The following is a 26,704-nucleotide window of genomic DNA, read 5'->3' on the forward strand; positions in this document are numbered from 1 at the left end:
CGACTGCCCTTTGCGGATCCCGGCGGCCAGTACCACGGCCCTGACCGTCGGATATACCACGCGGCGAATGTCACGATGACTGAGCGTGCGAGAGGCGCGAAGGCGTGTGCCCCGCGAGGCGCCATCTACCGCCGACGCCAACCGTCGTATCGCCAGCGCAGGAGCCGCCTGCGAAGTCGTGTCAGGACCTGGGTGACGAGGTATTGGCCCTTGACGTCCACAGCCGCACCGGCGACCAACTCGGCCCTCTTCAACGTACCGGAAACGCCATAGCGCCACAGTATCCGGGGTACACGCGGCAGCCGCACCAGGTAGTAGCCAGGGTAACTGAGCACATCATGTATCACTCTGACGAAGAGCGGCCTGGCGCGCGAGGCGGATGCCCGATCCGTGCGTTCGGCCGCCGATTGTTCGCGCGGGCTGGCTTGGCCCCTGGCCAGACCTGCGATCTGATCGAGGCGTCCACGCATCGCAGGACCCACGGCCGTGGCCGAAAATTTCGCGGCCACGGTCTCTTGGCCGGCCTGCGCGATCTGCGCGCGCCACACAGGGTCCAGCCACACTCGCCGCATTAGGCGGGCGGCGGCGCCGAGCTGAGGTTCTGCCCAGAGTGTGCCGGCCGCATAGGGTCCGTGCGAGACTTCACTGCGAACGAGATCGAAGGGCACCAGGGCGGCGTTGTTGGTATGCGTGAAATCGACGTTGCCACTCCAGCCGGTGGCCACCACAGGCAGGCCGTACGCCATCGCTTCTGCAATCGACAGGCCGAAGCCTTCGGCCCGATGAAGCGAGACGAAACTGTCGGCCGAGGCCAGGAGCCGGAAGCGATCGACGCTCTCGAGCGCCGTGGTCAGGAACGAGACCCGATGTCCGTTGGCCACCGCGCGCAACGACAGCATCAGCTCGGGATGCGCCTCGCCATTGAGCGCCTTGATGATCAATCGCACCGGGTCGGCTGGCCGGAATGCCTCGACGAAGGCCGCAACAACACCCTGCGGGTTCTTGCGGAACGGGATCGAGGCCACGTCGAACTGGAACAGGAACATGAACTCTTCGCGCGAAGCCTCCGGCAGCAGGGTTGCCAGCCATGCGCGGTCCCTCGCAACGGGCGGGGGCATGACCATCGGCGGCATGACGACGACGGGAATCTTCGCCTTCCGCTTGATCGCGTCGGCTATGAATTGCGTACCGGCCCAGATCTCATCCACCAGATCGAACCGATCCGCCCATTCATCGGGGAAATCGGGCGTTTCCCAATACCAGCAACCGACGCGATAGGTGGTGAGGAGGTGCTCCGGCAGTTTCGACAGCACGTCGGGCAGCATGTCCGCATTGCAACCCAGGATGGTGGCTGCAGGCGTGCCCGACGACCAACGCTGGCCCGGGGGTGTGTAGTCGCCCGTCGGCGCCGGCGCATCGGTCGAGATGTCGTGGCAATGAACCGCAACGCCCGCCGCATCGAGCGCCGCAACACTGTTGCGAGCGGCCTCCCCGACGCCCAGATGCGAGCGTAGATAGCCCACATAGTTCGCGCTCATGCGGTGCGCCTTGCCGGGAGCGCCGAGGCGTTCGACCAGATTCCGGTCGAGCCCGGCCTCGCGCACGCCCGAGGTCCGCATCCAGGCCATCAGGCCGCGAATGTCATGGCCATCGTCGAAGGTACTCACCAGATCGCCGCGCATGCGCAGCACGACCCGGAGATACCGTGTCACGTGATCGCCCGGCGCCTGGCATCCCGCCCATTCCAGGAAGTCCGGATTCTCCAACGGGTCGCCCAGATCCAGTCCTTCCGCGAGCGACTGGCGGTACAGCGCGCGGCATGCCCGATCCCAGCCGGTGCCGTCGGCAAAGGTGACCTGCGGAATGCCCAGCGCCCTGAATCTTGAGATGCCGGCGTCGATCAGGGCCTTGGCGTAATCGCCGAACAGGGTGCGCGCATCTCCGGGCAGATCCCACCCGAAGCGGCTCTCGTAGCGTGAGAGTTGCTTCAGGTCGGGGTTGAAGCCGCTGAAGTGAAAGAAGATGAGGTCATGGACATCTCCCGCCCGGCCTTCCACCCGCCAGTGGTCGTCCAGGCGGCGAGGGGTGCGTTCATGAAGATTCCAATAGGCGGCATTGAAGCCCATGTGCCGCAGCACCGTCGCGCCGGGCACCAGCAGCGGTGCGTAGTCCATCCACTTCTGGTCCGTGAAGACGCCAGTCTGCACGTCCTCGAGGCAGAGTGTTCGCAGCTTGTGGTCCCACCATTCCAGCAGGAAGCGTGCGCGATCGGTGTCCCGCAATGCCGCAAAGCCGAGGTTGTAGAGGCCGGCACGCAGAATGACGAGATCGTCCGGCATGCATCCGTCGTCCGGGAGCGGCGACAGAATATGCGGCGTGAGCACGAGTTCAGCATCGTTCGCATCTGCGTTCCAGAACTGATCGACTCTCTGAAACAGCCGGATGTCCGGATCGAGGTAGACGGCGCGCCCGGCCCCTTGGTCGAACAGGTAGCGGAAGCAGGCCGGCTTCACGCTCGTTGCGAACTCGAGGATGCTGTAGTGGCATCGGCGATGGTTCCATTCCCTGCGCTGGAAGGCCGCTTCGGCCGGAACAATGGTTACGCATTCCGGCAACTCGATGTCTGCAGGCGGCTCATCGAGCAGAAAAACGACGAGCGTGGCCCCCGGCTGATGTTGGCGCACCGAGGCTCCGAGTACGCAAGCATGGGCGAGATAGTTGCTTGCGCAGATCGTGAAGATTGCAAGATCGGTGGTGGGCAACGGATATCTGTTGCCGGAATTGCGGGACTGCATGACGACTCCGCGCCGCAAGCGGCAAATTTTTACATAATTTACTGTCAGGCATAATTCTTACAGAAGCTACAAGGTCGCCGATACGGGCGCGAGGCTACAGCAAGAAAGAAGATCGATGAGCGGAATCGCGTCCAAATGGCCAGGGAGCGATGCAGCACAACCACGGCGGTCAAGGTCTTCCCTTTCTGACGGGGTGATCGCGCTGCTGCTGGCGATCGTCTCGTTCGTGGTCTTCAATGCCAACGGTCGCCTGATTTCGGCCGCCGACACTTACGCGGCGCGGTATCTGCCGTTCTCTATCCTGCGAAATCACAGCGTATTGCTGGATCCGATCGTCAGCCCCGTCGCGCTGGGGCGAACCCCGCCGGTAGCCGGGGGCGAGGACGGCACGGCGTTTTGGATCATGAGGGGGCGTGACCAGCACCTCGTTTCCAAGTATCCGCTCGTGGTCCCGTTGATCGTCGCGCCGCTCTACTTGCCGGCTGTGCGCTATCTCGATTCCATCGCCTGGGATACGCACATTTTCGAGAAGATGGCCCGAATCATGGAAAAGCTCTGCGCCTCCGTGATCGCGGCGACATCGGTGGCCTTGCTCTATCTGTTGCTGCGCAGGCGCAGCAGCCCCCGCACCGCCATCCTTCTCAGTCTCGTTTTTGCCTTCGGCACCACCGCATGGGTGATCAGCAGCCAGGCGTTGTGGATGCATGGCGTCGCGCAGCTTCTCATCATTGCGACGATGTGGCTGATCACAGGGCCGAGTACGCCGATTCGTGTGGCAGTAGCCGGATTCCTCTGTGCGTTGATTGCCGCGAACCGGCCACCCGACGCCATACTCGCCGCGGCGCTTGGCCTTTACGGACTTTGGTGGGCGGGGAAGCGGCGGGCCTGGCTCGTCCTTTCCGGCGCTGTCCCGGTCATCTTCACGCTGGTCTACAACCTGGAGTTGGTCGGCCATGTGGCCGGCGCGTATGCGCTGAGTGTTCATCCCAGCGATTTCAATGACAGCTTCACCGAGGGAGTCGCCGGCCTGCTGGTCAGCCCGACGCGGGGGTTGTTCATCTTCTCGCCGTTTCTGCTGTTCGTGCCGTGCCTGCTCCTCTACGCGCTTCGGGAGCGAAGCGCGCGCGGCCTCACGTTGGCGCTGTGCGCAGCCATGGTCGTGCAAATCGGCGGCTATGCGATGGTCGATTGGCGGCAGGGCATTGCATGGGGACCACGATGGCTTACGGACATGGTGCCGCTGCTCGTATGGATGCTCCCCCCCATCGTGGCCGCCTTGTCGCGGGGCGGCCGCGTGCTGTTCGGCGCAGCATGCGTCTTGGCAATCGGTATCCAGGCCGTCGGCGCCTTCTGGTACACCGGGGCCATCGACACGGCGGTATTGACGGCAAAGGCCGACGACAGGATGCGGCCCATGTGGGACTTCCGCAACGCGGCGTTCATCGCCGAGTTGAGCCACCCGCCCGCGCACGCCGATCTCTTCATGGATCTGCGCGGCAACGTAGATCTGATCGATACGATCGAGGCGGTCGTCCACGACGCTGCAATGGGCGATCGGATCGAGCGGCAACTCGACGTCGCCGGATGGGCGCTCGTGGACTCGAACTCGCCCCAGGACATTGCGGTGCTGATCGACGGACGGGAGGTGGCGGGAACAAGTCGCTTCTTCGAGCGTCCCGATGTCGTCCGGACGCTGGGCGAGAAGCACCCTGCCGGATGGCGGCTGAGCGCACCCCTCGGCCAGTTGCGGCCCGGCAGGCACGTGCTGGCGGTTCTCGTTCGCGCGCATCCTGGTGGCGAGGCGCGGCTCCTGCGTGAACGCTCCTTCGATCTGGCGGCAGAAAGCGCCGCCGATCCGGTGGACCGTTTCCTCGAGTACGCATCCCGCCTTGCGGTTGAGCGCATCGCCCAAGGGCAACAGGCGCCAGGCTATTGGCTCACGTCGTTCACCAGCGATACCCGCTTCGAGAAGCCGCAGCCCGAGCTCAATACCTATCTCAACGCGATCATGCTCGACATCGCAGGTCCGATCGCGGCCCCAGCGCAAATGCAGGACATGCTCGCCAAGGCGCGCAGCTACCTTGCCAGCCAGATCGAGCCCAATGGCCTCGTGCGTTATCACGGAAGGTCCGATGCACCGACCATCGGCGTGCTTGGATGCGCCATCACGCCTGACTCGGATGACACGGCCCTGGTGTGGCGCGTGGCGCCGGGCGAAATCCAGGCGAAGCTGGCGACTGCGCTGCGAACCATCCGGCAGTTCCGTACGGGCGACGGGCTGTATCGCACCTGGCTCGCCCAACGCGCCGACTACCAATGCCTGGACCCAGGCGCGGACCCGAATCCAGCGGACATCGGCATCCAGATGCATATCTACATGCTGCTCGCCAGGCAGGATCCAACTGCAGCGCGCTCGCTGTGCGAAGCGCTGATGCGACGCTCGGCCGACAGTAGCCTCTGGGTCTACTACGCGGGAGCGCCGCCGATGATGATCCTGAGGCTTGCGGATCTGCATCGCGCCGGCTGCCCGCTCCTCTTGCCGGCATCACGCCTGCAGCCTGCTGTTCCCAGCCAGGAGGTGTGGGCTCGGGCGGCCACGCTTTTGGCGCAGTTGGAGAGCGCACCGCGAAGTACGGCAGTGAACGCCGAGGCCATCCGGCTCTTGCGCGACCTCGCCTCCAATGGCTTCTCGGCACTGGCCGGCAATCCGCCCCTGCTCTATCACAACGACATGAGCGGCACCGTGCGGCGCTACTACTGGTCGCAGGATGTGGGTTACGCGCTTTGGTTGAGGCTCTACTACGGAACCAAGGGAATGGGACTGCAGGCCGAACCTGCCCGTACCCCGGAAGGCGCCGGCCAATGACACAGCCCGAGGCCAAGACCGTCCCCGTGCAAGCACGCGCCGCATCGCTGTGGCGCCTCCTGTCCTGCATCCGCATCGACGAGGTCTGCGTGCTGCAGGGGGCACCGATGATTGGTGCGTGCTTCGCGATGGCCGACTTCAGTGCCAGCACCTTCTTCACGATTGCAGCCCTGGTCGCCGGTAACCTTCTGCTTGTCGCGCATGTCTTCGTGCTCAACGACTGGTCAGGTGTGCATGGCGACCTCGAGGATCCGCACCGCGCCACCAGGACCTACCTGGCCAAAGGCGAGAACTCCGCCAGGATGGGTGGTCTGGCATTGACCCTGCTGGCGCTCAGCCTGCTGGTCTTTGGCTTGGTCAGCCGGGTGTCGTTCGCCATTGCGTTGATCATCGCGGCGTTCAGCGCCATCTATTCCTTTCCGGGCATTCACGGCAAAGGGGTGCCGTTGCTGAACTCGCTGCTTCATTTTTTCGGCGGTGCGCTCCACTTTCTGCTCGGTTATGCAGCCCTGTCGTCGATCTCGCCGCACAGCGTGGCCGTCGGCTGCTACTTCGGGCTCGTGTTCGCTGCCGGACATCTGACCCACGAGACGCGCGACTACGATGGCGACCTGCGCAATGGCATCCGAACGAACGCCGTCGCGTTCGGCCAGAAGAGGACATTTCTTGCCGGCCTGTTCTTGTTCAGCTCAGCCTACATGTTGCTGACCGTGCTCGCGCTGCTCGGGCTTGTCCCTCGCGAACTGTCGCTGGCCATCGTGCTGTACGCCATTCATCTGCACGCGTCCTGGCGGGCCCTGCGAGACGGCCTCACCTACGCGGGCGTCCGCCGGCTCCAGACCGTCTACAGGAACATCCATGTGGTCCTGGGCTTGGCGATGCTGGCTGCCGTTCCCCCGTGGTAGCGGCATCGGCAGGCTCCCGCAAACCATCAGAAATCAATCAGGTACCGAACCCTCATGCTGTCCATCGTGATTCCCGTCCTCAACGAGGTCCATACGCTGCCTGGTGTTCTCATCGCCGTCTCAAGGGCTCTTCCCGAGGTGGACAAGGAGATCCTTCTTGTGGATGACGGATCGGTCGATGGAACGCGGGAATGGATCAAGACCAATTTTCCGGATGGGCAATGTTCGGCCTCGCACCTCGGAGCTGGCGAGCCGACAACTGCCCGGATCACGGTGCGTGCGCTCTATCACGAGCGTACCCTCGGCAAGGGCGCCGGCCTGAGAACCGGCTTGGCTGCCGCGACCGGAAATGTCATCGTCATCCAGGATGCGGACCTCGAATACGACCCCGCAGACTGGGCGCCCATGTATGACCTGATCGTCAATCAAAAGACCGCCCACGTGGTCTATGGGTCGCGCTTCAAAGGCAGGCGTCTGGGGCGCGCGAGGTTCATTTCCTTTCCCCAAGTCGCAGCAAACTGGCTGATCTCGACGCTGTTTGCCGCTCTCTTTTGGAAAAGGCTCTCCGACATCGAGGTCTGCTACAAGATGTTCACCAAAGAGGTGAATGACACCCTGAACATCACCTGTGCCGATTTTGGATGTGAGATTCAAATAAGCGCGCAAATTGCCCGGTCCGGCCGATGGAAGATCCGTGAAGTTCCCATCAGCTATCGGGGCCGCACTGCCGAACAGGGGAAGAAGATCAACTGGCGCGACGGACTCAAGGCGCTCTGGTATCTCTTGTGGTTTCGTGTCTGCAGTTATCCGGTCGGCGCCAATGCAGCGACCCAGTCTTCTGCCTCGAAGGGCATCGTCGAAGACTAGAGCTTCGATCACTTCGCCGCTCCTATCCCATGAAAGTCTCCGTCCTCGGTACCGGCTATGTAGGCCTCGTCACAGGCAGTTGCCTTGCCGAGATCGGCCACGAAGTCGTTTGCGTCGACGTCGACGAACGCAAGGTAGAACTGCTCCGCTCAGGCAGCGTGCCGATCCACGAAGAGGGGCTGCCGCAGCTGATCGAGCGCAATGTTCTCACCGGCCGGCTGGACTTCACGACCGACGTCGCGCGCGCCGTGCACCATGGCGATCTGATCTTCATTGCGGCAGGTACGCCGCCCAGCGAGGACGGCAGCGCAGACCTCCAATATGTGCTTGCCGCGGGCCGCAGCGTCGGGCGCCACATGCAGGGTTTCAAGGTGGTGGTGGAGAAGTCCACCGTGCCGGTGGGCACTGCCGGCAAGCTGCGCACGGTCATAGCAGAAGAGCTCGCGCAACGGCGCGCGAGCGGAGGTCATGCGCCCGACAGCGGGTTTCAGGGCGCTGCCGTCGCGATTGTCTCGAACCCCGAGTTCCTGAAACAGGGCGCGGCCATCGCTGACTTCATGCGGCCTGACCGAATCGTGCTCGGCAGCGAGTCCGGTGAAGCCGGACAACGGGCGCGCGAGATGATGACCCGCCTGTACGCGCCCTTCAACCGCCAGCGCGACCGGATGATCCACATGGACGTGGAGGCGGCCGAGTTCACCAAATATGCCGCCAACGCGATGCTCGCCACGCGCATCAGCTTCATGAATGAGCTGGCGAACCTCGCGGAGAAGATGGGCGTAGACATCGAGCAGGTACGGCGCGGCGTGGGCTCGGATCCGCGCATAGGCTACAGCTTTCTCTATGCAGGTCTCGGCTACGGCGGCAGTTGCTTCCCGAAGGACGTACAGGCGCTGGTACATACGGCCGCCAGCCACGGCCAGCGCCTGCATGTGCTGGAAGCCGTGCGTGCGGTGAACGATGCGCAGAAACTGGTACTGGTCGAGAAGATCGTGCAGCGCTTCGGCGAAGACCTGCGCGGGCGCCGCTTCAGCATCTGGGGTTTGGCTTTCAAGCCTGGCACCGACGACATGCGCGAAGCGCCGAGCCGCATTGTCATCAAGGCGCTGCTGATGCGCGGGGCAGATGTGGTGGCGCACGATCCGGTGGCTATTGCCGAGGCCCGCAAGGTGCTTGAGGGCGACCTGGACGGCAGGCAGGATCTGCTCGCCCGGCTGCGCTATGTCGACAACGCGATGAAAGCCGCAGAAGACGCTGATGCGCTCGTGATCCTCACTGACTGGAAAGCGTTCAAGAGTCCGAACTTCAGCGCACTGAAGACGGTTCTCAGGCAGCCACTGATTTTTGACGGCCGCAACCTCTATGACCCTGACATCCGCTCGCAGGGATTCGACTACCAGGCCATCGGCCGCTGAAGAAGAAACCGGAGGAACCCTCATGCGTGTCCACAACTCCCGGCGCCGAATTCTCGTGACCGGAGGCGCCGGCTTCCTGGGCAGCCATCTGTGCGAGCGCCTCCTTGCTCAGGGTCACGACGTGCTGTGCGTGGACAACTTCTTCTCCGGCGCGCAGCGCAATGTGGAGCATCTGCTCGGAAATCCGCACTTCGAACTGATGCGCCACGACGTCACATTCCCGCTCTACGTGGAGGTCGACCAGATCTACAACCTCGCATGCCCGGCCTCGCCAGTGCACTATCAGCGCGACCCCGTGCAGACCACCAAGACCAACGTCCTCGGGGCGATCAATCTGCTGGGCCTTGCGAAGCGTGTGCGTGCGCGCATCCTGCAGGCATCGACCAGCGAGGTGTACGGCGACCCCGATGTGCATCCACAGCCCGAGAGCTACTGGGGCAATGTCAATCCGATCGGCGTGCGCAGCTGCTACGACGAGGGCAAACGCTGCGCCGAGGCACTGTTTTTCGACTACCACCGTCAACACGGCGTGGACATTCGCGTGGCGCGCATCTTCAATACCTACGGTCCGCGCATGCATCCAAGGGACGGGCGCGTTGTGTCGAACTTCATCGTGCAGGCGCTGCGCGGCGAGCCGATCACTGTTTACGGCGAGGGCCTGCAAACGCGCAGCTTCTGCTTCGTAGGTGACCTGATAGAAGGGCTCAACAGATTCATGGAGGCCAGTCCGGGCGGACCGGGCCCAGTGAATATCGGCAATCCGGCGGAAATTGCCGTGCGCGATCTCGCGAAACTGATCATCGAACTCACGGGATCTTCGTCGAAGCTCACGTTCGCGCCGCTGCCTTCCGATGATCCGATGCAGCGCCGGCCTGATGTGGGCCTTGCAAAGCGGTTGTTCGGATGGCAGCCGAGCATGCAGCTCGAGGAGGGCTTGCGCAAGACCATCGAGTACCTCGATGGTGTGCTGTCGGCCGGCGAGCTCTTGCCGGCGGCTCCATAGCAGTGCTTGTCGTGCAAGCCACTCGGCATGACGCGCAATGTGAGCGTCACAGGCAGGGCCAAAAAGCGAGTGGGCTTCTCGCTGCTGCCTGCGAGGAGGGCCGGTTTCGAATGAGCGGCGCCTGCATCAGCCCCGGCCGAACTGCCAGGTTCGAGCTGCCTTCCCCGGCTGTCGCCGTCGCGCAAGAGCCAGGTTGGCCGTGATCATGGCCGCGACCAGCGTGATCAGCCACGAGAAGTACACCCACAGCAAGAAGATCGGAAAGGCCGCGAACGCCCCGTACAGCGCCTTGTAGGTTGGCACCTTGACGAGGTAGGTGGCGAAGCCCCGTTTGCCCAGCTCGAAGGCCACGCTGGCGATCAGGGCGCCCGCGACGGCGTCGCGTAGCCGCACCTTCGTGTTCGGAACGAAATAGAACATGCTCGTCAGCGCGGTCACGCCGAGCACGAGCGGCCCGAGGTCGAGCACGAAGGCGAGCGATGGTGGCAAGGCGCCGATCAGACCCAGGGAAACGCCCAGCACGTACGACGTTGCCCACAGACTCAGACCCATCACGGGTGGCCCCACGGCCAACATCAGCAAGTACAGGCCGACCCTTCTGAAGAAAGGCCGATTCCTCCTCACCTCCCACATCTGGTTCAAAGCGTTCTCGACGGTCAGCAACATCGCGACTGCGGTCCCCAGCAGGAAGAGCGAGCCGACCCAGGTCAGGCTGCTGGCATTCGCGGCGAACTGGTCCAGATACTTGAGGACCGTGCGCGCGATGTCTGGCGGCAGCAGCCTGCTCAGCAGGAACTCATGAATCGCATCCTTGAATCGCTTGAAGATCGGGAATCGCGTGAACAGCGCGAAGCTCGTCGCCAGCAAGGGCACGATGGACAGCAAGGTCGTGAATGTCAGGCTTCCGGCGACCTGGGGCAAGCGTTCTTTCCTGGCGCGGTGGATCGTCAGGCGGGTCAGAGTGAACATGTATCGCTGAAAGAGGAGGGGGCGGCTGGCTTCGCGGACGAACAAGCCGCTGCATGCGATTTTGAGGCCTGCAGCTGACGCCTTTCGGCAAGGCCCATCTTCGATGCGTCGTAGATCGAGGCATTCACTCAGCCGCCCCGCTGCCGGATCTTCGGCAAGCATGACAGCAGCGCCTTCACCTGCGGCGAATCGTCGGACTTGCGCCAGATGGCGACGGTCTCGACGATGGTCTTCTCGCCCTTCATGCTTCGATAGACGACCCCCTCGCGATGCAATGCCTGCACGCTGCCGGGCACCAGCGCCACGCCGATGCCGCCGGACACGAGGCTCACGATGGTGTGCATTTGCCGCGCCGGAAACAGCTTGGGGCTGAAGCCATGCCGCATGCAGGTGGCGACGATGGCGTCGAACATCATCGGACCCTGATGGCGCTCGAATCCGAGGAAGCGTTCGTTCGACAACTTTTCGAGCGCGATGCGCGTGGCGCCGGCCAGGGGGTGCGACACGGGCAGCGCCACGAGCAGCGGTTCCGTATGGACCAGCCTCGAGTTCAGTGCCGCGGGCGGGTCGGGCGTCCGGAACACCAGGCCGACATCGAGCCTGCCACTCTCTACGTCGTGAATGATCTGGTCGGTGGTGCCTTCCAGCAGCGACACGTTCACGCGCTGGTAGTCCTCCGTGAAGGCGCGCAGCATCGGCGGCAGGAATGAATAGGCCGGCAGGCTGATGAAGCCGAGCGACAGCGAGCCCATCAAGCCCTGAGCGGCCTCCAGGGCGCGCTTGCGCAGGGTGTCGGCCGCGGCCAGCACGGCGCGTGCGTCGCGCAATGCGTCCTCGCCGGCCCGTGTGAGCGCGATGCGGCGCGAGGTTCGCTCGAGCAGGGTGACGCCCAGTTCTTCTTCCAGCTCCTTGATCGCCAGGCTCACGGGCGGCTGGGTGAGGTGCAGCCGTTCGGCGGCGCGGCCGAAGTGCAGCTCCTCGGAAACAGCGACGAAGCAGCGCAGGTGGCGCATGTCCATTGATTTGCCTTCTGTATCGACTGATCCAGATTTTAAATTTCTCTGGATCGAAGCGCATCCCTAGACTGCATCGCATCCCGCGCGCCAAGCACGTGAACGGGGGGCGCTCCCACAAGTGGCAGCAGGAGACACAACACCGATGTTCGATCGCGTCGTCGATGCGATGACGCTGATCGACGGCGGCCCCAATGCCCTGGGCTCCTGCCTGTCACGCCCGAGTAATGGCCGCCGGCTTCCGGATCCCGAGTTCCTTTTTCCCTTCAACCCAACCCACCACATCATGAGCACCACATCACCAGCCCGCATCGCAGTCGTCACCGGAGGCGCCCGCGGCATCGGCCGCGCCGTCGGCGAATGGTTTCTTGGTCATGGCTGCAAGGTCGTCTTGCTCGACTGCGACAGCGCAACGCTCGACAGCACGATATCGGAGATCGCGCGCCCCGGCGATCTGCTCGGCGTCCATTGCGACGTGTCCGATCCGGCGCAGGTCGACCGCGCCGTGGCGGCCGTCGTTGCAAAGTTCGGCCGCGTGGACGCGCTGGTCAACAATGCCGGCGTGGCCATCTTCAAGCCGGTGCTGGAAACCTCCTTCAAGGAATGGCGCACGGTGATGGCCACCAACCTCGATGGCGCCTTCCTCTGCACGCAGGCCTTCGGCGCGGTGATGGCCGGCAACGGCGGCGGCGCCATCGTCAACGTCGCCTCGATCTCCGGGCTGCGGGCCAGCACGCTGCGCGTGGCCTATGGCACCAGCAAGGCCGCGCTCATCCACATGACGAAGCAGCATGCGGTCGAGCTCGGCGATGCAGGCGTGCGCGTGAACGTCATTGCCCCCGGCCCGGTAGAAACCGAAATGGCCAAGCTCGTGCACAGCGTGGCGATCCGCTCCGACTACTACGACGCGATTCCGCTGAACCGCTACGGCACCACCGAGGAGATGGCGAATGTCATCGGCTTCCTGTGCAGCCCCGAAGCGAGCTTCATCAACGGCCAGGTCGTGGCCGTCGACGGCGGCTTCGATGCGGCAGGTGTCGGCCTGCCAACCCTTCGCCGCCGCAAGGCCGAAGCCGGGGCCGAACTGCAAGGAGCCAAGGCATGACGAAACTGCCGTAACTCATCGGCTGAGGCCACACGCGCTTCGGCAAGCTCGATGGGGCGAGATCGTCGTCGCGAGCCGGCCGGGCCTTACGGCCGAGGCGCTGCGCCAGGTACCGCTGGCCGCGCCGCTTCTTCTTCTGGGATTCGCTGCCGAAGCCGGGTTACGGCAAGTTCACCAAGAACGACATCCGAACGCGCCTCGTCGAGCGTGGAGAATCGCAGCCGGCCATGCACGGCTGAGCCACCGATCACAATGACGAACCACCAAGGAGACAAACCATGAACATTTCCCGTCGCACCATTCTTCGCAGCGCCGCCGCGGCCGCCGTTGTCGCCGCCCCCGCGGGCAGCGCCTTCGCGCAAACCAAGGCCGAGTTCACCTACAAGTACGCGAACAACCTGCCGGTGACGCATCCGATGAACCTGCGCGCCAAGGAGATGGCCGATGCGATCCGCACCGAGACCAACGGCCGCGTCCTCATCCAGATCTTCCCGAACAACCAGCTCGGCTCCGACACGGATGTGCTCAGCCAGCTGCGCTCGGGCGGCGTCGAGTTCTTCACCCTCTCGGGCCTGATCCTCTCGACGCTGGTGCCGGCGGCATCGATCAGCGGCGTCGGCTTTGCGTTCAAGGACTACCCGAGCGTGTGGAAGGCGATGGATGGCGAACTGGGTGCCTACATCCGCGCGCAGATCGCCAAGGCCGGCATCGTGCCGATGGAAAAGATCTGGGACAACGGCTTTCGCCAGATCACTTCATCGTCCAGGCCCATCGCGACGCCCGCCGACCTGAAGGGCTTCAAGATCCGCGTGCCGGTGTCGCCGCTGTGGACTTCGATGTTCAAGGCCCTCGATGCCGCGCCGGCGTCGATCAACTTCGCCGAGGTCTATTCCGCGCTGCAGACGAAGATCGTCGACGGCCAGGAGAACCCGCTGGCCATCATCTCGACGGCCAAGCTCTTCGAGGTGCAGAAGTACTGCTCGCTGTCCAACCACATGTGGGACGGCTTCTGGTTCCTGGCCAACCGCCGCGCCTGGGAGAAGCTGCCGGCCGATCTGCGCGCCATCGTTGCCAAGCACATCGACGCGGCCGGCCTGAAGGAGCGCGACGACGTGGCGCAGCTCAACGCCGGGCTGCAGACGGAACTGGCCGGCAAGGGCCTGGCCTTCAACCAGCCGGACGCCGCCGCCTTCCGCGACCAGCTTCGCAAGGCCGGCTTCTATGGCGAATGGAAGAGCAAGTACGGCGACGAGGCATGGGCCCTCCTGGAACGCTCCGTCGGCAAGCTGGCATGAGCGCGATGAGCCCCGCCGGCCACAGCGTGCAGGCGTCTCCGGCGGTGGGCCCCGCTTCGCGGGCGGCGCGCATCGACCGCGTTCTCGGGTTCATCGTCGAAGCGGCCGCTGGTGCGCTCGTGCTGGCGGACATCGCCGTGCTGCTGGCCGGCGTCGTGGCGCGCTTCGCGTTCCACAGGCCGCTGGTCTGGTCCGACGAACTCGCCTCGATGCTCTTCATCTGGCTGGCGATGCTCGGTGCCGTGGTCGCCCTGCGGCGCGGCGAGCACATGCGCATGACGGCGCTGGTCTCGCGCCAGGCGCCCGCGCGCCAGCAGTTGCTGGAGGCCATCAGCGTGTGCGCGTCGCTGGCCTTCCTCGCGATGGTGGCCTGGCCAGCGTGGGAATACGCCTCGGAGGAGCGCTTCATCACCACGCCGGCCCTCGAGATCTCGAACGCATGGCGCGCTGCGGCGCTGCCTTGCGGCATCGCCTTGATGATGCTGTTCTCGGTGCTGCGGCTGTTCAAGGATGCCGACTGGCGCACGGGCACCAAGGCCTTCGCCGCAGTGGCCGTCGTGATCGGCGCCTTCGCGCTGGGCCGCGGCGTCTTCGAAGACCTGGGGCGCTACAACCTGCTGATCTTCTTCGTAGGTGTGGTCGGGGCGGGCGTGTTCAGCGGCATTCCCATCGCCTTTGCGTTCGGCCTGGGGACCATCGGCTACCTGGCGCTGGGAACGGACACCGCGCTGCCGGTGATCATCGGCCGCATGGACGAGGGCATGTCGCACCTGATCCTGCTGGCCGTGCCCCTGTTCGTGTTCCTGGGGCTGCTCATCGAAATGACCGGCATGGCCAAGGCCATGATCGCCTTCCTCGCGGGCCTGCTGGGCCACGTGCGCGGCGGCCTGCAGTTCGTGCTGGTCGGGGCGATGTACCTCGTCTCCGGCATCTCGGGGTCGAAGGCCGCCGACATGGCCGCGGTGGCGCCCGCGCTCTTTCCGGAAATGAAGAAGCGCGGCGCCAGCGAGGGCGACTTGGTGGCGCTGCTCTCGGCAACCGGCGCGCAGACCGAGACCGTGCCGCCGAGCCTGGTGCTGATCACCATCGGATCGGTCACGGGCGTCTCGATTGCGGCGCTGTTCACCGGCGGCCTCCTGCCGGCCGTGGTGCTGGGTCTCACGCTGTGCGTCGTCGTCTGGCTGCGGGCGCGGGGCGAGGATCTCAGCCATGTCGAGCGCCCCTCGCGGCGGCAGGTGGCCAAGCTGGCGGCGATTGCAGTGCCGGCGCTGGCGTTGCCTTTCATCATCCGCGCGGCTGTCGTCGAAGGCGTGGCCACGGCCACCGAGGTCTCGACCATCGGCATCGTCTATGCCGTGCTGTCGGGCCTGCTGGTGTACCGCCAGTTCGACTGGAAGCGCGTCGGGCCGATGCTGGTGGCGACGGCGTCGCTGTCGGGCGCGATCCTGCTGATCATCGGCACCGCGACGGGAATGGCCTGGGGGCTGACGCAGTCGGGCTTCTCCAGTTCGCTGGCGCAGGCCATGACCGGGCTGCCGGGCGGCGCGCCGATGTTCCTGGCCGTTTCGCTGGTCACCTTCGTGGTGCTCGGCTCGGTGCTCGAGGGCATCCCGGCCATCGTGCTGTTCGGCCCGCTGCTGTTCCCGATCGCCCGCCAGCTCGGCATCCACGAGGTGCATTACGCCATGGTCGTCGTGCTGTCGATGGGGCTGGGGCTGTTCGCGCCGCCGCTGGGCGTGGGCTACTACGCGGCGTGCGCGATCGGGCGGGTGCATCCGGACAAGGGCATCCGGCCCATCGTCGGCTACATGCTCGCGCTGCTGGTCGGCACCGTCCTGGTCGCCGCGGTGCCGTGGCTCTCCATCGGGTTCCTTTGATGGAGCCTGCTCAAGGTGTCGCAGCGCGGCACTGGTAGCTGGACGCCTGCATGCGGTCGCCGCCTGTGTAGTGCGGGTACGCGGGGTAGCGGCACATCGGTCGGGACGCCTGGACGACAAACGGCGGCAGCGGCGCGTTGACCGTTTGCACCAGCGCGTCTGCGGGCGCAGCGCCCGTGCTCACCCATCGGTCCAGCGGATCCAGGAGGTCCACCATCGTCGGCACCGGCGCGCCGCCTCCGACCGCCCGGGAATTGCCACTGTGTGTCGAGCCCGGTGAAACATACAGCCGCACGGATCTTTCCACGGCCGGTGCTCCCATGCGCGCCACGAGCGCACCGTGGTACTGGATTCCCATGAGGGGGCTCTGTGCGCGGTCGGCGGCGTTCTCGCGCACGATCAGCTTGCCGCCGCGAGCGAAGAACGCCGAAAGGTCCGGGTCGGTGGCGTCGATCATCGCGGAGGTCTTCTGGACCTGCGCCCGGAACTCCTGGGGACGATAGCGGCGCACGTCGTAGTCCTTGTCGCGGGCGACGGCGTAGCGGATCCAGTTGCTGCCGTAGATCCACTGCGTCGAATGGCGCGCCGCATCCGGAGGGGCAACGGGCGCCGCCGTGCCGGAGACCCAGCGCACCATGTTCAGGGCGGAGGGACCGTCGAGGCTGTCCTCATGGCCGTACAGCCACTGCGGATAGGTGGTGAGCCCGTTGGCGATGGGAAAGGGAAAAACATACGGCGAGTGGATGCCGCGCACCAGTCGCAGCTGCGCGTCCGACAGGCATTGCAAGCCTGCATCGCCGCCACCGGGGCAGCGCAGCGGCTGCAGGTCGACGCGGGCCTGGCAAGCCATGTAGTTGTTGACGACGCCGTCGGCCAGCCCGTCGAGCGCGTCGCAGGCATCGGAGGTGGCTTTCGCGATCAGCGGGATCTTGCCGGCCTGGAGCCAGTCGTCGTGCTGTGGCACCTGGTTGCGTACGAATGCATGGAACAGGCCGGTCCAGTTGATGACGGGCACCACGCTGACGATGCCGTCGTAGTCGGCCGGGAAGCGCTGCGCCATCATCATTCCCTCGCGCCCGCCTTCCGAGCCGCCGAAGTAGTACGTGCGCTGCGGCGGTCGTGTGTAGTAGGCGCGCATGAGGTCCACGGCCGCGTCCTTCACCTTCTTGTACGAAGCGAACGCGAAGTTCTCGAGCATCTCGTCGTTCAGCGCGAAGGCGCCTGGCTCGCCGGGAGGGAAGGCGCTCGCCTGGTGGCCCGAGTCCTGGCCAAAGGTCGCATAGCCCCGCGCGATGGGCAGCGGGTCGCCCGGCGCGGCGTCGCGCAAGGGCGCGAGGCCGGTGATCAACACGCCGTTGAAGCCGCCGCCACCGTACTGCAGGGCCTTTCCGTTCCATTCGGTCGGAAGGTTCAGCTGGAAGTTGATGACTTGCGCGGCAGGGTCACGCGATGCGATCGTGCCCGTGACCTTGCAGAACCGGGGAAGGGCCGGCACAAATGCACCGGCGTTGGCCGTTCCTGCCGCGGCGGGCGTCAGCACGGCGGAGGTGACCGAGGCCCTTCCGCTGGGCAAGCCGATGGCTCCCGGTTCGATGACATGGCGTGCCAGAGACGCACAGGAAGTTGCTGGCTGCTCGGCGGTAGGCGGCACGGTGCCGCAAGCCGTCAGCGAGAGCCCGGCCGCGGTGAGGGCGGCTCGAGCGAAGGCACGGAGGGTGAAACGGGGCATCGTGTCTCCAGACACCGCTCTGCGGCGGCGCGGCGCCATCTTACGGTCGAAACCGCCGGCGGACCGTGCGTTCGGCATGGCCCGCCGCGGAGTTCACCGCTGCGCAGACACCTCGATCTCCACGCGGCGGTTCGGGGCGAGGCAGTCGATCAGGTCCGCGCGCCTCGTCTGTGTGCACTGCACCTTCGGCTCCGATTCGCCCTTGCCCTGCACCTGCACAGCCTGCGCCGGCACGCCGGCCTGCACCAGGTAGTCGCGCACGGTGTTGGCGCGCGCCAGCGAGAGCGCCTGGTTGTAGCTGTTGCTGCCGAGCCGGTCGGTATGCCCGGTCACCCTGATCGAGTTCACCGGTCTGGCGCTGCTCCCGAGGTCGCTTGCCAGTGCGTCCAGTTTGCGCCGGCCTTCGGGCAGCAGGTCGGCCAGCGAGCGGCCGTCGAAGCGGAACAGGCCGTCGGCGCCGAGCGTCGTCTTTGCAGGCAGAACCACCGGCTGGACGGTAGCGGCGGGCTTCGTCGCGGCCATCGGCTTGAGCAGGTCCGCGCAGCCCGGTCCCTTCCAGTACATGCCGTTGGTCAGCACGTCTGCATTGAAGCGGACCATGTACTGGCAGGTGATGTATTCCGGACCGGCGCTGGTGCGAAAGTGGAAGATGTAGTTCCACTCGCGCACGCCGCCCAGGCCTTCGCGAAAGTGCGGAAAGCCCAGCAGCTCGCGCACCTGGTCCTTGCCCATGCCGGCACGCATGGCGCGCAGGGCCTCGAGGCTCGGAAAGGCGCCTTGCTGCCATTTGGCCGAGTCGAGCGCGGGGAAGTCCTCGTCCTTCGGCGGTGCCGGGTTCTCCGAAGCGGCCCTGGCCTGCATCTCCGGCGTGATGGTGTAGCTCGGGTTGGCGCAGCCGCCGGCCACGAGTGCCGCGAGGCAGAGCGCGGCGAGCGGTGCGGTACGGACCGTGAAGAAAGTCTTGGCTTGAAGAGGCTTGTTCATGATGGAGTTCGTCCAGTTCATCCGTATGGCGATCAGTTGAAGACCCATTCCGCGCCAACGGTGGCGCCCACCCCGGCACGGCTGGTGGCCACGCCGCCGGTGATGCTCCAGGCGTTGTTCTCGGAGGTGCGCCGGAAACTGATGCCCACCGCGCCCTGGCCCTTGAAGGAGCCCGCGCCGATGCGCATGACCGTCTTGCCCGGAACGTAGCTCGCAGGCATCTGCAGGGCCATGGCCGCGGCAACGCCGGCATACGCGTTCTTCTCGACGTTGTCGATGCGGCTGTTGGTCGCATCGATGCGGTTGTTCAGGCCGCCGCTGACCGCGTTCAACTGGTTCACGTTGACGGCGTCGGTGCCCGCCACGCCCGGCGCCACGTTGTGCACCGTGACCGGGCCGGTGGCGTTGCTGCCGCCCATCGTCACGCTGTTGTGGTTGATCGTGCCGTCCGCATTGCTGTCGTACTTGACCGCCGACTGGTCGATCGCAGCGACCGTGCCCTGTACACCCCGCAGCTGCGAAACGTTGACCGCATCGCTGTCGGCCGTGCCCGCGGCCACGCCGGTGATCTGCCGGAACTGGCCGCTGGCTGCATTGCCCACCGATACCGCCGCCAGCGTGCTGGTGGTCGCGCCGATGGCAATGCGCTGCGCGGCAGTGGCGGTGGGCGGGATGTAGCCGGCCACGCCCGCGGCGGTGGAGGCCACCGAGCCCGCGCCCAGCGCCACGCCGCCGGCCTGCGTCACGCTGGTGCCCGCGCCCAGCGCCACGCCTTGCACGGCGGCGGCCGACGACTGCGTGCCCAGCGCGATGGAGTCGGCCATGTGCGAGGTCGCGCCCTGGCCGATCGCAATGCCGCCCGGCGCGCTTTGCTGCACCACCGCGCCGTTGCCGATGCCCACGCCGTTGTTGCCGTTGACCACGGTCTGCGGGCCCACGGCCACCGACTCCGCGCCAATGGCCAGCGAGTCCGCCGCGGCGGAGTTGGCATGGAAGTACAGCGTCGGCGTCACCGCGAAGGACGTCAACGCGCCAGACAGCTGCCGCACCGTGACCGCGTCCTGCGCTTGCGTGCCGTCGGCCACGTTGGTGATCTGGCGGTAGGTGGTCGCACTGCCGACCGACAGTGCGCCCAGCAGGGTGCGGTCGGTGGTGTTGTAGGAGATCAGCGAACTGCCGGCCGGAATGCTGCCGGTGGAAGGCGCGACCGCCCGGTCGGAGACGGCACCCGAACCGATGGCCACCGCACCGGCAACCGTTGCGCTCGCATCCTTGCCCGACGCGATGGCATCGGCACCCGTCGCACCGAGGTTGTCTTCGTTGCCGCCGCCGGTGGAGTTGACGCTGTAGTACCTGATCTTGTTGGCCGTGACCGTGGTGCTGAGATTCTCGATCGACTGGTTGGTGGCGAACAGCTGCGAGCCGTTGATCGCATCGGTGCTGGTGTTGGAGATCCGGCCGGCGGCCACGTTGGTGATGGTGCGTTCGGCTCCGACCGTGCCCACGCTGACCGTGCCCACCGGGGTGGTGCCCTGGAAGTTGTAGGTCGTGCCGTTGATCGTCGTGCTCGCAGTCCCCACTGCAGCGGCCGTGGCCGAACCTGCGCCCAGCGCCACGCTGTTGGCGTCCGCGGCCGTGGCCCCCAGGCCGATGGCCACCGCCGAAGCGCCGGCCGCCGCCGCGTTCTTGCCCGACGCGATGGCGTTGGCGCCGGTGGCGCCGAGGTTGTCTTCGTTGGTGCCGCCGGTGGAGTTGACGCTGTAGTACTTGGTCTTGTTGGTCGTGACCGTCGTGCTGAGGTCCGCGATCGACTGGTTGGTGGCGAACAGCTGCGAGCCGTTGATCGCATCGGTGCTGGTGTTGGAGATCCGGCCGGCGGCCACGTTGGTGATCGTGCGCTCCGCCCCCGGCGCGCCGACGCTCACCGTGCTCGTCGGCGTGGTGCCCTGGAAGTTGTAGGTCTTGCCGTTGATGGTCGCACTGGCCGTGCCGACGGCCGCCGTGGTGATCGAGCCGGAGCCCAGCGCCACATCGCCCGCATTGGCAGTCGCCGTCGCTGCATCGCCGATGGCCACGCTGCCGGCCTTGCCGGCCGCACCGGCCGTGGAGCCGTTGCCCAGTGCCACCGAGCCCTGGCCGATCGCCTTGTTGCCATTGCCGATGGCGACTGCACCATTGGCCTGGTTGGCCGCAGTGGCCGAGGCCGTGCCGTCGCTGTTGGCGATGTTGTTGGCACCGCCGGTAAAGGCACCGGTACCGCTGGCATAGCTCGGATCGCCGATGGCAACAGCCCCGTCGCCGTAGGCCGTGTTGCCCGAGCCGATCGAGATCGCCTTGCCGCCCGTGGCCTTCGCGTTCCTGCCGATGGCCACCGCCTCCGCCGAATCGGCCGTCGCAGTGCTGCCGATGGCGATGGTGTCAGCGGCGCTGGCGCGCGCGCCGTTGCCCATGGCAATGCCGCTTGCACCCGCGGCCAGGGCGTTCACGCCGGCAGCCAGGGCATTGATGCCCGTGGCCCCATCGTTCGCATAGTTCCCCTGCTGCGTGCCGTTGTCGTTCACGCTGTAGTAGTGGATCTTGGACGCATTCACCTGCGTGGTCAGCTGGCTCACGTTCACCGCATCGGTGGGCGCCACGCCGGGCGCCACGTTGGTGATGACCGTGTTGCCGGCATTGATCCCGGTATTGGTCACGCTCGGTCCGCCCGTGATCGTGAGGCCGTTGTTGTTCAGCACTGTGCCGCCCGTGGTCACGCTGGTGAAGTTGGGCGTGGCGCTGGTGGCGATCTGCACTTCTGCACCGTTCTGCGTGATGGCGATGTTGTCGCCCGCCGTGTAGGTGGCGGTGCCGCCCGGGGCGATGTTCTGCACGCTGGTGCCCGTCGCCGTGCCCGTGCCTGTCCGGGCCGTGGTCATGTTCCAGCCCTTGCTGGCCGTGGAGCCGATGTTGGCCAGCTCGGCATTGGTGGCGAACAGCTGCGAGCCGTTGATCGCGTCGGTGCTGGTGCCGGAGATCCGACCGGCCGCGACGTTGGTGATCGTGCGCTCGGCGCCCACCGCGCCCACGCTCACGGTGCTCGTCGCAGTGGTGCCCTGGAAGGTGTGGGGCGTGCCGTTGATGGTCACGCCGGGGGTGTTGACCACGGCCGCCGTGACCGAGCCGGAGCCCAGTGCCACGTCGCCCGCGTTGGTACCCGCCGCCGCGCTGGAGCCCAGCGCCAGCCCGTTGACGACGCTGGCCGCGGCGTTGTTGCCCATGGCCACGCTGCCGGTGGCCGCCTTGGTGGTGCTCGCACCCACGCCCGCGGCGATGGAGTTGATGCCCTGCGCGCCGTCGTTGTTGACGTTGGCTCCCGCCACCCCGTTGTCGTTCACGCTGTAGTACTTGGTCTTGTTGGCCGCCACCGTGTCGCCCAGCTGGGTCACGTTCACCGCATCGGTGGGCGCCACGCCGGGTGCCACGTTGGTGATGACCGTGTTGCCGGCGTTGATGCCGGTGTTCGTCACGCTCGGTCCGCCCGTGATCGTGAGGCCGTTGTTGTTCAGCACTGTGCCGCCCGTGGTCACGCTGGTGAAGCTGGGCGTGGCGCTGGTGGCGATCTGCACCTCCGCACCGTTCTGCGTGATGGCGATGTTGTTGCCCGCCGTGTAGGTGGCGGTGCCGCCTGGGGCGATGTTCTGCACGCTGGTGCCTGTGACCGTGCCAGTGCCTGTCTGGCCTGTGGTCACGTTCCAACCTTTGTTGGCCGTGGTGGCTACGTCATCGATCGCGGCGTTGGTGGCGAACAGTTGGCTGCCGTTGATCGCGTCGGTGCTTGTCCCGGAGATCCGGCCGGCTGCGACGTTGGTGATCGTGCGCTCGGCGCCCACCGCGCCCACGCTCACCGTCGAAGCCGGCGTGGTGCCCTGGAAGTTGTAGGTCTTGCCGTTGATCACGGCGCTGGCCGTGCCGACCGCAGCGGCCGTCGCGGAGCCGGAGCCCAGCGCCACGCTGTTGGCGTTCGCAGCCGTCGCGCCCAGGCCGATGGCCACGGCCGAGTTCCCCGCCGCCGTCGCGTTCTTGCCCGATGCAATGGCATCGGTGCCCGTGGCGCCGAGGTTGTCCTCGTTGCCGCCGCCGGTGGAGTTCACGCTGTAGTACTTGGTCTTGTTGGCCGCCACCGTGGTGTTCAGCTGGGTCACGTTCACCGCATCGGTGGGCGCCACGCCGGGTGCCACGTTGGTGATGACCGTGTTGCCGGCGTTGATGCCGGTGTTCGTCACGCTCGGGCCACCCGTGATCGTGAGGCCGTTGTTGTTCAGCACCGTACCGCCCGTGGTCACGCTGGTGAAGCTGGGCGTGGCGCTGGTGGCGATCTGCACCTCTGCACCGTTCTGCGTGATGGCGATGTTGTTGCCCGCCGTGTAGGTGGCGGTGCCGCCTGGGGCGATGTTCTGCACGCTGGTGCCTGTGACCGTGCCGGTGCCTGTCTGGCCTGTGGTCACGTTCCAACCCTTGTTGGCCGTGGTGGCTACATCATCGATCGCGGCGTTGGTGGCGAACAGTTGGCTGCCGTTGATCGCGTCGGTGCTTGTCCCGGAGATCCGACCGGCTGCAACGTTGGTGATCGTGCGCTCGGCGCCCACCGCGCCCACGCTCACGGTGCTCGTCGGCGTGGTGCCCTGGAAGTTGTACGTCTTGCCGTTGATCACGGTGCTGGCCGTGCCGACGGCCGTGGCGGTGGTCGAGCCAGAACCCAGCGCCACGTCACCGGCGTTGTTGGCAACCGAGTTCGCGCCCAGCGCCACGCTGTTCGCCGCCTTGGCGTTGGCCGTGTCGCCCACGGCGACGCCGCCCGCAGCCGTGACGGAAGAGGCATTGCCGAGCGCCGTGGCACGTGCTGCCGCGGCGTTCGCGCCGGGGCCGACGGCCGAGGCGCCCACGTCGGATGCGCTGGCAAATTCGCCGACCGCCAGGCTGTTGGTGGCACTGGCGCTGGAGAAGGCACCCACCGCCGTGGAGCCGCTGACGCCCGATGCCACGGCGTTGACGCCGATCGCGGTGCTGCTGACCGCCGACGCCTTGGTGCCGGTGCCGATCGCAATGGCGTCGCCGGCCGATGCGCTCGACTGGAAGCCCTGCGCCACGGACTGATCGCCTGTAGCCGACGCGGCGACGCCGGCCGCCAACGAATTCGCGCCGGTCGCGCCGTTGTTCGTGTAGTTCGCCTGCTGCACACCGCCATCGTTCACGCTGTAGTAGTGCGTGGGCGTGCTGGCCGCGATGGCCTGCACCGCCTGGTTGGTGGCGTAGAGCTGCGAGCCGTTGATGGCGTCGGTCGAGGTCGCGGAGATCCGGCCCGCGGCCACGTTGGTGATGGTGCGTTCGTTGCCCACGCTGCCCACGCTCACCGTGCTCGTCGGCGTGGTGCCCTGGAAGTTGTAGACCGTGCCGCCGATGGTGGTGCTGGCCGTGCCGACGGCCTTGCTCGTCGTGGAGCCCGAGCCCAGCGCCACGTCGTCCGCGTTGTTGGCCACCGCCGTGTCGCCGAATGCCACCGCGCCCGCGGCGAGCGCGCTGCTGGTGCTGCCGATCGCGACACTGCCCTGGCCTACCACGGTGTTGCGGTAGCCGATGCCGACCGCGCCCTGTGCCGCCGTGCCGGGGGTGCTGACCGCCTGCCCGCCGCCGCCCACCATGTTGGTATTGCCCATGGCCACCGAACCGTCGCCGGTGGCGGTGTTGTCCAGGCCCGAGGCAATCGCGCCGTTGCCGGTGGCGGTGTTGGGGTCGCCGATGGCGACCGCGCCGTTGCCGTTGGCGACGTTGCCCGAGCCGATCGAAACCGCGCGACCGCCGGTGGCCCTGGAGCCCCGGCCAATGGCAACCGCCTCGGCGGCATCGGCGACGGATTCACCGCCAATCGCGATGGCATTGGCGCCCGATGCAAGGGCGCCCGCGGTGGCGTTGCCGCCCATCGCCACCGCGCCGACGCCGGTGGCGCGCACGGCCGTCGCTGCCGTGGTCCCGCCCGAACCGAGCGCCGTGGCGTAGTCGGCAGCCGCATTGGTGCGGGTACCGGCCGCCAGCGCATCCAGGCCGGTTGCCCGGCTTCCGATTCCCAGCCCGACCGCCCGATCTTGCGAGGCCGTCACGTCCGTGCCAATGGCGATGGCGCTTTCCCCCAGGGCGCCCGCTCCTGGAGCCGTGCGCGCGCCAAGATTGATGGAGTTGATCTTGGTTGCGATCGCTTGGAAGCCGATCGCGATGGCGTTCAGGTTGCCTGCATTGCTGCCGGTGCCTTGAGCGAGGGTATTTGCTGCCGATGCCGTTGCCTGCGAACCGAGGGCGATCGCGTTGTTCGCGCTCGCATTCGCATTCAGGCCGATCGATGTGGTCGCATTGCCTGCGACACCGATGCCTGCGTTGGTGCCGATCGCGACGTTGTCGTTGCCGCTGACCAGGCTGCCCGCCGAAGCGCCCAGCGTGGCGTCATAGGCGACCTTGCCATCGCCCGTGCCGAATGCGACGTTGCGCGCTCCCGTGACGCCCGAACCGGCGCCCCGCATCACGCTCGCAATGCCTCCGCCCAGAGCCGTATTCAGCGCGCCGCTGACCAGCGTGCCGGCGGCAATGCCCACTGCGACCGAACCCGTGTTGGCGATCGTCGAGCCCGCGCCGGCACCCTGGCCGACCGCAACCGTGCTGTCCCCGATGGCGAGTGCTTGCGCTCCGAGTGCAAGCGAACTGTTCCCTAGCGCCCGAGCAGTGTTCCCGACGGAGGTGGCTGCGTCGCTGGTTGCTTCCGCCTGATTGCCTACCGCGACGGTGCGCAACCCGGTTGCCTGGGACAAATAGCCTCCGGCGAACGCGAAGTTTGCACCCGCCACAGAGTTGACACCGACTGCGGTGGAGTTCCCTCCCGTGGCCGTGGAAGCGGTGCCCAATGCGCTGGCGCCAGCTCCGGTGGCATTGGCGTTGACGCCCAGCGCGACCGTATTGACATTGTTCGAAACCGCGCTGGCACCTATCGCGACTGCACCGCCCGCGCCTGAGGCTGCTGCATTCAGGCCGATGGCCACTGAATATTGTGTCGACGAGACGGATTGGCCGCCGATGGCGATGGCATCGGCGCCCGATGCAAGGGCGCCACTGGTGGCATTGCCACCTAGAGCCGTCGAACCGACGCCGGTGGCCCGGACGGCTGTTGCTGGACTGACGCCACCGCCACCGAGTGCTGTCGCATAGTCGACAGCGGCATTGGCTTGCGCACCCAAGGCAATGCCTCTGAGTCCAGTTGCTTTCGACTGCGCGCCGACAGCGACAGCTGCGTCGCCGCTGGAGTTGACATCCGTACCAATAGCAATCGACGACTGCCCGGACGCTCCGGTCCCACCGGTGCGCGCACCGATGTAAATGGCGTTGGTGGCTGTGGCAAGGGCTTGGTAGCCGAGCGTCGCGGCATTCAGCCCCGTGCTTTGGGCGTTATAGCCTATGGCAGTGGCGCCGCCGAGAGTCGCTTGAGACAGATAACCCGCGCACGTCGCACTGCCGCTGTAGAAGTTGTACGGCGGCGCACTGCAGTTCACCTGCGCCTGCGCCGAGAGCGACAACAATCCGAGCACGCTGGCCACAGCGGCCAATGCCACGCGGCCGCCGCCGCGCTTGCCACAGGCCCGTGTGTTTTCCGACGCGGCGACCCAGGCGCCAAGGGACTCATTCCAGAGTGAGCGATAAGTTTTATTCATGACCCCATCCATCCAATTAAAAAATCAGTGATCGGTCCTAGGACCTTGTCCCTGCGCACTATTTGTTAGTTGTTGCAAACAAATGTTAATTGGGGGGTGGGCGATTGCAATCTGCCTTGTCGCTTTTAGGAGGCAGTTTGTCGAATTGATTTAA

The 26,704-nt window shown here is 66.1% G+C and carries 14 protein-coding genes; 8 read left to right on the top strand and 6 right to left on the bottom strand.

Going from position 1 to position 26,704, the window contains the following annotated elements:
- Positions 1-125: 125 nt before the first annotated feature.
- Positions 126-2,795, bottom strand: coding sequence for a glycosyltransferase (locus tag AC1DFC_RS12685; RefSeq protein WP_478179330.1), 2,670 nt, complete (start codon positions 2,793-2,795; stop codon positions 126-128).
- 193 nt (positions 2,796-2,988) lie between these two features.
- On the opposite strand from AC1DFC_RS12685, the gene AC1DFC_RS12690 reads away from it, so the two are divergent.
- Genes AC1DFC_RS12690 through AC1DFC_RS12710 form a run of 5 tightly spaced genes read left to right on the top strand, consistent with a single transcriptional unit; the run spans position 2,989 to position 9,851 of the window.
- Positions 2,989-5,661 (top strand): hypothetical protein, encoded by a 2,673-nt coding sequence (locus tag AC1DFC_RS12690; protein ID WP_478179331.1) that lies wholly within the window; start codon positions 2,989-2,991, stop codon positions 5,659-5,661.
- A complete protein-coding gene (locus AC1DFC_RS12695) occupies positions 5,658-6,566 on the top strand; it encodes a UbiA family prenyltransferase (protein WP_478179332.1) in 909 nt (302 codons plus the stop codon). Before AC1DFC_RS12690 ends, AC1DFC_RS12695 begins: the two co-directional genes overlap by 4 nt.
- 54 nt (positions 6,567-6,620) lie before the next feature.
- Positions 6,621-7,433, top strand: a complete 813-nt coding sequence (locus AC1DFC_RS12700) for a glycosyltransferase family 2 protein (protein ID WP_478179333.1) — start codon at positions 6,621-6,623, stop codon at positions 7,431-7,433.
- A 29-nt stretch (positions 7,434-7,462) separates the two neighbouring features.
- On the top strand, positions 7,463-8,848 hold the full coding sequence (locus AC1DFC_RS12705; protein WP_478179334.1) for a UDP-glucose dehydrogenase family protein: 1,386 nt from the start codon (positions 7,463-7,465) through the stop codon (positions 8,846-8,848).
- A 22-nt stretch (positions 8,849-8,870) separates the two neighbouring features.
- Positions 8,871-9,851, top strand: coding sequence for a UDP-glucuronic acid decarboxylase family protein (locus AC1DFC_RS12710; RefSeq protein WP_478179355.1), 981 nt, complete (start codon positions 8,871-8,873; stop codon positions 9,849-9,851).
- 126 nt (positions 9,852-9,977) lie between these two features.
- Here the strand turns inward: AC1DFC_RS12710 and AC1DFC_RS12715 are convergent, their stop codons facing one another.
- Positions 9,978-10,982, bottom strand: a complete 1,005-nt coding sequence (locus AC1DFC_RS12715) for a YihY family inner membrane protein (RefSeq protein ID WP_478179335.1) — start codon at positions 10,980-10,982, stop codon at positions 9,978-9,980.
- Entirely contained in the window at positions 10,949-11,839 is an 891-nt protein-coding gene (locus tag AC1DFC_RS12720; RefSeq protein ID WP_007836069.1) for a LysR family transcriptional regulator, read from the bottom strand. Before AC1DFC_RS12720 ends, AC1DFC_RS12715 begins: the two co-directional genes overlap by 34 nt.
- Positions 11,840-12,119: 280 nt before the next feature.
- Here AC1DFC_RS12720 and AC1DFC_RS12725 point away from each other — a divergent pair, with 280 nt between their 5' ends.
- The 3 genes from AC1DFC_RS12725 to AC1DFC_RS12735 all read left to right on the top strand — a co-directional run bounded on the left by AC1DFC_RS12725 (position 12,120) and on the right by AC1DFC_RS12735 (position 16,110).
- Positions 12,120-12,938, top strand: a complete 819-nt coding sequence (locus AC1DFC_RS12725) for an SDR family NAD(P)-dependent oxidoreductase (RefSeq protein ID WP_042673845.1) — start codon at positions 12,120-12,122, stop codon at positions 12,936-12,938.
- Positions 12,939-13,216: 278 nt separating this feature from the next.
- Positions 13,217-14,233 carry a TRAP transporter substrate-binding protein gene (locus AC1DFC_RS12730; RefSeq protein ID WP_007836067.1) on the top strand — a complete coding sequence of 339 codons (1,017 nt, stop codon included), beginning with the start codon at positions 13,217-13,219 and terminating at the stop codon, positions 14,231-14,233.
- Entirely contained in the window at positions 14,230-16,110 is a 1,881-nt protein-coding gene (locus AC1DFC_RS12735; RefSeq protein WP_413335539.1) for a TRAP transporter large permease, read from the top strand. Before AC1DFC_RS12730 ends, AC1DFC_RS12735 begins: the two co-directional genes overlap by 4 nt.
- A gap of 10 nt (positions 16,111-16,120) precedes the next feature.
- Here the strand turns inward: AC1DFC_RS12735 and AC1DFC_RS12740 are convergent, their stop codons facing one another.
- From AC1DFC_RS12740 to AC1DFC_RS12750, 3 genes are all read right to left on the bottom strand, one after another.
- The gene (locus tag AC1DFC_RS12740; protein ID WP_478179336.1) at positions 16,121-17,839 is read right to left on the bottom strand and encodes a tannase/feruloyl esterase family alpha/beta hydrolase; all 1,719 of its coding nucleotides are present in this window, start codon (positions 17,837-17,839) and stop codon (positions 16,121-16,123) included.
- Between the two features lie 93 nt (positions 17,840-17,932).
- Positions 17,933-18,823 (bottom strand): OmpA family protein, encoded by an 891-nt coding sequence (locus AC1DFC_RS12745; protein WP_478179337.1) that lies wholly within the window; start codon positions 18,821-18,823, stop codon positions 17,933-17,935.
- 32 nt (positions 18,824-18,855) lie between these two features.
- Complete coding sequence (locus AC1DFC_RS12750; RefSeq protein ID WP_478179338.1) at positions 18,856-26,550, bottom strand: ESPR-type extended signal peptide-containing protein; 7,695 nt, start codon at positions 26,548-26,550, stop codon at positions 18,856-18,858.
- Between the last annotated feature and the right edge of the window lie 154 nt (positions 26,551-26,704).

It is taken from the genome of Variovorax sp. 10L421 (assembly GCF_056395365.1).